This window comes from Suttonella ornithocola (genome assembly GCF_001889065.1).
Classification (GTDB): Bacteria; Pseudomonadota; Gammaproteobacteria; order Cardiobacteriales; family Cardiobacteriaceae; genus Suttonella_A; species Suttonella_A ornithocola.
Genome location: NZ_LWHB01000137.1, coordinates 1 through 7,006 on the forward strand (window position 1 = coordinate 1; position 7,006 = coordinate 7,006).

Sequence of the window (7,006 nt, forward strand, 5' to 3'; positions counted from 1 at the left end):
ATCAATCTTTGAGGGCTTACGCTCAGTAAAACCTTTAGGATGGGGATTTTTAATCCAGCTATAGACGGTGAATTTGCTGATCTTGTAGCGCTTTGCAACAGCGCGCCAAGTTTCTCCATTAGCAATATCGTTAAGAATTTTCTGTCGGAATTGGCTGCAGTAGGTCATAGGATATGCTCAGTTTGTTTTTGATAATTCTACTACAAGTTGTTCTTTATATCTGCTTTGGATAGATTGGATTATAAGTGATTTGACTATAACAAAAAAATTTTAATATGTTACGTTATATTACTATTGGAGTATTTTCTCTAAGTTCGTTGTTAGTTCATGCTCAAATTTCACCAGAATTCTTTTTAGACCAAGCGCAGAAACATCAAAAAACCATTAACCAATCTCAAGAAAAAATTAATTTCAATTTAATAAAAATACCTTTATCAGAGGAAAAAAGCACTTCAGAAATTAGTGGACAAACGCCGATAATATGTCATCAAATTTCTGAAATTTCAATTGAAAACAATACTCAACCTAATTTAAATAAATACCTATTTAACTCACTACATCAATTAAACTATCAAGGAAGTGTTCAATCACAAGGAAAGATTTTTACTTTCTTCCAACCTTTTCCTTGTTTGAGCGTAAAGGATATAGAGCTAATAAGTCGTAAGACGCAAAATGCACTGATAGATGGTGGATGGATCACGGCACGTTTACTTCTTCCTGAACAAGATTTAAGTAATGACAAATTAACTTTTTTACTACTACCAGGCACACTAAATAAAATTGTTATTGACGATCAATCAAGTAATCATGCATATAGATTAAAAACTTCTACAGCATTGCCTATCAAAGAAGAAACTGTAATCAACCTCCGTGATATAGAACAAGGATTAGATAATTTAAGACGGTTACCTACTGTACAAGCCCAAATTGATATTGCACCAAGTGAAGAGGTAGGTGGTAGCAATTTAATTATCCATTGGTCTCAAAAAAAATATCCTTTACGTGCCTCGCTAAGTCTTGATAATGCAGGAACAAAAGAAACGGGTAAATATTTGGTGAGCGGATTATTCTCCTATGACAATCCTCTTAGATTAAATGATATTTTTTCTTTCTCGTATACACGCAATATTTTACCTGGCAAACAGATAACTGATCTTAATGGTCACCGAGATGGTGGTGAAACCAATAATTATACTTTAAATTACAGTATACCTTATGGATATTGGGCTTTATCTTTAGCATATAGCCAATACTATTATGATCAAATTGTCGCCGGACAAAACCAAAATTATCATTATAGTGGAAAAAGTCGTCAGTGGCAATCTGATCTTTCAAGGGTAATTTATCGAGATAATCAACACAAGATAAGTTTATCTGCGGGGCTTTGGGCGAAACGTAATTTCAATTTTGTAGATGATACTGAAGTACCCGTACAACGTCGCCAATTAGGCGGATGGCAAATTAGTATCAATCAACTCAGTTATTTTTCTTATGGCGTATTGAATAGCCAAATTAATTATAAACAAGGTAAGCGCTGGTTTGGCGCAATTCCCGCACCAGAAGAAGCCTTTGATGAAGGGACAGCGAAAATGGGAATTCTAAGTGCAGATGTTCATTGGAATATGCCTTTTCACTTCCAAGGAAAATCCTTTGACTGGGATAGTCGATGGCATGGACAGATGAATACGACAAAATTAACACCTCTTGACCGTTTAAGTATAGGTGGACGTTACAGTGTACGAGGCTATGAAAGTGGTATCGCTTTAGCTGCAGAGAAAGGATTTTATACTCAAAATACATTGAATTACCATTATAAACCAACTCATCATCTCTATTTAGGCTTAGATGCTGGATATGTGGGAGGCCGCAGTGCAAAACAATTACCGGGTCAATATTTGTTAGGCGGAGCAGTTGGAGTTAAAGGTTCTCATCAGTGGCATGGCAATTGGGATTATGATGCTTATATAGGGAAGGCATTAGCTTATCCTTCTGGTTTCAAACCCGATACATTTACGCTTGGTTTTTCATTTATAGTGCAATCAGCTAAAAAACAGAACACCATTTACCGCCAGAAGCACTAAGGTCATGTTTATAAAACGTCCTGTTTTTTAGTTGATTTGACTATATATCTGCTTTGGATAGATTGGATTATAAGTGATTTGACTATAATTATCAACTTTCTTTATAAGGTTTTTATTCTATCTCTCTGGGATCACGCTCAAGATAAAACGTAATACCATGCTTGTGTTTTACGTTTTGTATTCTTTAAAGTTTAGGTATTTTTATCATGAATCAGCATTGTTATAAAGTTATTTATAGTCGTTCTTTAAACCGTATGGTTGTTGTAAGCGAAATTAGCAAAAATCGAAGCAAATGTAGAAGCAAGATCATGCGTAAGCGTACTGCTGATTTTCATTTTCTATTAAATACCTTAAGTTGGCGATTCATGCTGTTATTGGGTAGTAGCTTATATGTAGTTCCCATAAGTCATGCTTATATCGTTGCAGATAACAATGCAGTAAAGTTTCATCAACCACAAGTATTAGTGGTAGGCAAAGATAATATTCCTCAAATTGACATTCAAACGCCTTCAAAAGCTGGCGTATCGCTTAATGAATATCGCCAGTTTGATGTTGATAAGACAGGTGCCATTCTCAACAACAGTCGTAAACACAGTATCACACAAATAGCGGGTTGGGTGCCTGCCAATCCTAATTTAATCAAAGGAGAGGCAAAAGTTATTGTTAACCAGATTAACAGCAGCGATCCTAGCCAACTTAATGGTTATATTGAAGTCGCTGGTAAGCGTGCCGATGTGATTATTGCCAATCCAGCCGGTATTGAAGTCAACGGTAGTGGCTTTATCAATAGTGCACAAACCACTTTAAGTACTGGCAAAGTGCTTAATCAAAATGGAGATTTTCAGGGGCATGATATAGCCAGTGGAAAAATTCATATTCAAGAAAAAGGTATTGATCTTAGCCAAAGTGATTACAGTCAACTCTTAGCCGAACAAATTAAACTAGATGGACCAATATACGCCAATGGAAATAAGCTTGATGTTATCACAGGAAAAAATCAAGTAGATAGACAAGGAAATGTGCGAAGGATCACTCAGCAAGTGACATCAGTGACATCAGCTTTAGACAGCAGCAAACTTGGGGGAATGTATGCTGATAGTATTCGCTTAATTAGTACAGAAGATGGTGTCGGTATAAATCATGCTGGGCATATTGCTGCTAGTGGTCAACTCACGTTAAGTGCCGATGGAAAGCTCAAAAATCAGGGCATCATTCAAAGCCAAACACAGATCATACAAGTACCAGAACTTGATAACCAAGGGCAACTCAGCGCGGCAGGTTTACAAACCATTGATACACATCAATTACAAAATACAGGTCTTATTGGCGCTAGCGAAAGACTGACTCTCCATAGTATAGATGCAAATAACCAAGGCAAAATTCAAGCGGGTGCCTTACGCTTTGAAACAGATCGTTTACAAAATAGTGGCGTAATTAGTCAAACAGGCAGTGGTTCATTTGAACTGAATAACCATAATTTAAGTAATAGCGGTCATATTGGCAAACCTACGATTTCTTATACCTCACAAACGAGTATCTCTATTGGTGATAGCAAAAATGTCACGGAATCAGGTTGGTTAAAAGTAAAAACACCATTACATAATCAAGGAGAGATTTCAGCGAATGGCGAGTTCAGTATTACGGCAACAGGGAATTTAAACAACGATGGTAGTTTAACTCCAGATCATTTGAGATTTTCTGGTACGACACTAAAAAATAGCGGGGTTATTCGAACACAAACTAGTGCATTAACAGGAATCCATCTAAAAAATAGCGGCGATATAGAAAGTAATCTGTTTAAACAAGTAAAATTTAATCACATTAACAACACAGGCGCTATTCATGGTCATTCAAGTTATCAGGTTGAGGCTGATACATTAGAGAATCGTGGACAGCTTAGTTCAATTGCCGATTTAGAAATAAACGCAAGCACACAAGCGAATAATAGTGGCGCGATTGTCGCTGAGCAAAGGTTAGCAATCCATACCCCACAACTCACTAATGAAAAAACAGGACAAATTCGAGGTGCTGTTTTACAGCTGGAAGGAAAGACGCTTCATAATCAGGGTACGATTGCGCAAACAAGCGACAACGCTTTAAATATTGAAACTCCAACACTCGTCAATCATGGCAAGATCGGTCAAAACGACACTACAAATACAGCATCAGCACCAGCATCAAAAACGAATAGCCACAAACTTCCAGCGGAATTTTTTAGTCATAACAGTGGATTTATTAAACAGGCACAGATAGAAAATAGTGGTCAGCTACTCAGTTTAGGTGCATCACGTTTAGCAATTCATCAAAATTTAGACAATGATGGCAAGATTCAAGTCAGCCAATTTGATTACACTGCTGAGAAATTGAGTAATCATGGCTATCTTCATGCAGATACAGCTAACATCACCGCAAAAATACTGGATAATCGTCAAGGCATCCTATCGGCGGATAAATTTTCGCCTTTATCTTTCAGTAAAGGCTTTGATAATACCCACGGCAAAATTCAATCTCAACAAGATTTAGAATTAACGGTTAATCATTTAGATCATCAAAGCAGTGACTCATTAATCGCCTCTCAGTCTGATCTTAAGATCAATACTTCGCATATTGACAATGAAGGACAGTTATTTAGTGGCAAAACACTTACCCTAAACAGTCAACACCTCAATAATAAGGGCTTTATTCAAGCTGAAGAAAAATTGAATGCAAAATTGCAGACACTTGACAACAGCGCAATCATAAGGGCGGCAACGCTTAATATTCATTCAGCTCAATTAAATAACTCAGGCATTCTGGCGCAAACAGGTCTAGGTAAATTCTTTATTAGCAGCAAAGACCTTAACAATCAGAAAAATGCCGTACTGGGTAAACCGTTAGACATTCAGTCAACAATAGCGGGCAATAATGCGAATGCAACTTCTCCTAATCATTCAAATTCCCCTTCCTCTGTGCCGTCTAAAGATGAAGATGGACAGTTAACCATTGGGCAGTCTTTAGAAAATCAGGGCAGAATTACCGCAAATGGTGATAGCTATCTAGAAGTCAGTGGTCAATTTCATAACCAAGGTAGCATAGGCTTACATGAGCTGAGCATGCAACGTGCCCATTTTGAAAATGAAGGGACATTATATGCCGATATTGCGGATTTAAGCGGACAAACGTTGCTGAATAAAGGGAAATTACAAGCAGATCAATTCAAGCAATTTAACTATCAAAACAGTATTGATAATCAGGGAATTATTGCGGGTAAGCACTCTTTTAACATACAAACAGCAAAACTAAACAATCTTAAAGGAGCAACGCTTTATAGTGGCAAAACACTGACATTAGAAGCTCAGCAGATTCACAATGTTGGCGCCATTCATGCCCAAGAACAGCTGCAAGATCGCGATAAAACACGTCTAATTGACAATCAAGGACAAATCAGTGCAGGAAATATACTCACCTTAAACACGCAGACATTAAAAAATCAAGGAGATGGAATTCTCGCCTCACAAGAGATGAATCTTGAGAATCAACACGTTAAAAATGAAGGTACGATACAAGGTAAAAATCTAACCGTTAAGAATCAACAAACGCAGAATAAAGGCAAAGTGCTTTTTAGTAACTATATCACTTTCACTGATGATGCTTTAATCAATTCAGGGCAAATTGTTGCAGGGAATTACTTACAGGCAAAACAGAAAAGCCTAGAAAATCAAGGTATTTTACAGAGTAAATCCATAGAAGTCAGCGGAGATAACTTAAAAAATCAAGGGATTATTGATGGTCAGGATGCTCTAAAAATAGAAGTTGAGTATTATCACAATCATCAGCAAGGCGTGATGCAAAGTGTACAAGGACATCTCAATCTAGCCAGTAAACAACAAAATAATGAAGGAACCATTCTGGCGAAAACCATCGCAAGTCATGCTGAAACACTGAACAATACAGGCACCATCGCAGCAGAAAACCAACTACATCATGAAAGTGAAACGATTCATAATCAAGGAAATCTCGTTGCTGGTGCACTTGAATTAAGTAGCACGACTTTACAAAATAGCGGTCAGATTCGTCAAATTGGACAAGGGAAGCTGCAAATTGAAGCGCAGCAGCTAAACAATGAATCACAAGCAACGATTGGTCGGTCATTAACCCCTGCCTCAACGTCTACAGCGCATTCCTCAGCAAATTTCTCAACGTTACCATCGACACCCGCCAATGCCCCACTGATAGCAATGGTTATATTCATAGTAAAGTCTTGCACAATACGCAAAAAGGACAAATCAATAATACAGCAGCATTAACGCTATCATTGACAGAAGATCTGAAAAATAAAGGAGAAATTCATACTGATAAACTCCAATTCAATGGTAAACAAATTGATAATGACGGCAAGATACTCAGTCAAGAAGCATATTTACAAGCTCAACATATTGATAATAAAAGTGAATTTATTGCAGAAAAATTCTCGCAACTTAGTGCTGATACCGTTAACAATGCGGGCAAACTAGGCAGTGCAGAGCACATCCATCTGCAAACTAAGCAGCTCCGCAATGAGAAACAAGCCATTATTATCTCTCAAAAAGACATGAGCATTGACAGTCCGCAAGTCAACAATCAAGGGACGCTACAAGGTAAAGCAGTAACCATCACTGCCGAAGACAAATTAACAAACGCTGGAGACATCCAATCTGGGGAAGGACTTCGCTTACATAGTGCACATATAGTAAAATCACTTATAATCCAATCTATCCAAAGCAGATATAAAGAACAACTTGTAGTAGAATTATCAAAAACAAACTGAGCATATCCTATGACCTACTGCAGCCAATTCCGACAAAAAATTCTTAACGATATTGCTAATGGAGAAACTTGGCGCGCTGTTGCAAAGCGCTACAAGATCAGCAAATTCACCGTCTATAGCTGGATTAAAAATCCTCATC

5 protein-coding genes and 1 pseudogene are annotated in these 7,006 nt (G+C 37.4%); 5 read left to right on the forward strand and 1 reads right to left on the reverse strand.

Annotated features, from left to right (window positions below):
• Positions 1–168: helix-turn-helix domain-containing protein (locus tag A5N85_RS17730; RefSeq protein ID WP_143143188.1), on the reverse strand; the 168-nt coding region annotated here is incomplete at its 3' end.
• 107 nt (positions 169–275) lie between these two features.
• On the opposite strand from A5N85_RS17730, the gene A5N85_RS10300 reads away from it, so the two are divergent.
• The 5 genes and pseudogenes from A5N85_RS10300 to A5N85_RS17740 all read left to right on the forward strand — a co-directional run.
• Positions 276–2,081: a ShlB/FhaC/HecB family hemolysin secretion/activation protein gene (locus A5N85_RS10300; RefSeq protein WP_084601748.1), complete on the forward strand. Its 1,806-nt coding sequence runs from the start codon at positions 276–278 to the stop codon at positions 2,079–2,081.
• A gap of 206 nt (positions 2,082–2,287) precedes the next feature.
• Positions 2,288–2,374: pseudogene (locus tag A5N85_RS17735) on the forward strand (ESPR-type extended signal peptide-containing protein); the annotation flags it as partial.
• Between the two features lie 15 nt (positions 2,375–2,389).
• Positions 2,390–6,367, forward strand: coding sequence for a filamentous hemagglutinin N-terminal domain-containing protein (locus A5N85_RS10305; protein ID WP_245935982.1), 3,978 nt, complete (start codon positions 2,390–2,392; stop codon positions 6,365–6,367).
• Positions 6,322–6,867, forward strand: coding sequence for a hypothetical protein (locus A5N85_RS10310; RefSeq protein ID WP_072577150.1), 546 nt, complete (start codon positions 6,322–6,324; stop codon positions 6,865–6,867). The genes A5N85_RS10305 and A5N85_RS10310 overlap by 46 nt, the downstream gene beginning before the upstream one ends.
• A 9-nt stretch (positions 6,868–6,876) precedes the next feature.
• Positions 6,877–7,006 (forward strand): helix-turn-helix domain-containing protein (locus A5N85_RS17740; protein ID WP_143143251.1); only part of this gene is annotated, 130 nt, incomplete at its 3' end.

What these genes read in the sequence shown, in the direction of transcription:
- A5N85_RS10300 (WP_084601748.1), top strand. Translation starts at nt 276, where the DNA reads ATGTTACGTTATATTACTATTGGAGTATTTTCTCTAAGTTCGTTGTTA.
- A5N85_RS10305 (WP_245935982.1), top strand. Translation starts at nt 2,390, where the DNA reads ATGCGTAAGCGTACTGCTGATTTTCATTTTCTATTAAATACCTTAAGT.